At 69.4% G+C, this 245-nt stretch carries 1 protein-coding gene; it reads left to right on the top strand.

The genetic code is table 11. From position 1 onward, the window contains the following. The coding region (locus tag MFF21_RS23825; RefSeq protein WP_373325096.1) for a M20/M25/M40 family metallo-hydrolase at nucleotides 1-236 on the top strand (236 nt) is incomplete at its 5' end. Nucleotides 237-245: the final 9 nt, after the last annotated feature.

Genomic DNA, 245 nt, shown 5'->3' with positions numbered 1-245 from the left:
CGAAGCTGGGATGGACCGACGCAGCGTTCTTCGCGCAGCGCGGCGTGCCAGCGTCGAACTTCGGTCCGGGCGACCCGCTGCTGGCCCACACCAGCGACGAGCATTTGCACCGCGACTCGCTGCAAAGTGCCTACCGCGTTCTCGAGGACCTGCTGATCGACGGCACACTTCCCCGGGGCAGCCGGGGTTGCCCGGAGTGGGAGGGCGACATCCCCGAGCGGCTCCCCGAACTGTAGGACTGGCCC

Source organism: Methylobacterium organophilum, from assembly GCF_022179465.1.
Classification (GTDB): Bacteria; Pseudomonadota; Alphaproteobacteria; order Rhizobiales; family Beijerinckiaceae; genus Methylobacterium; species Methylobacterium organophilum.
The sequence above is the reverse complement of the archived record's forward strand: the minus strand, read 5'-3'. Positions and strand labels throughout refer to the sequence as shown.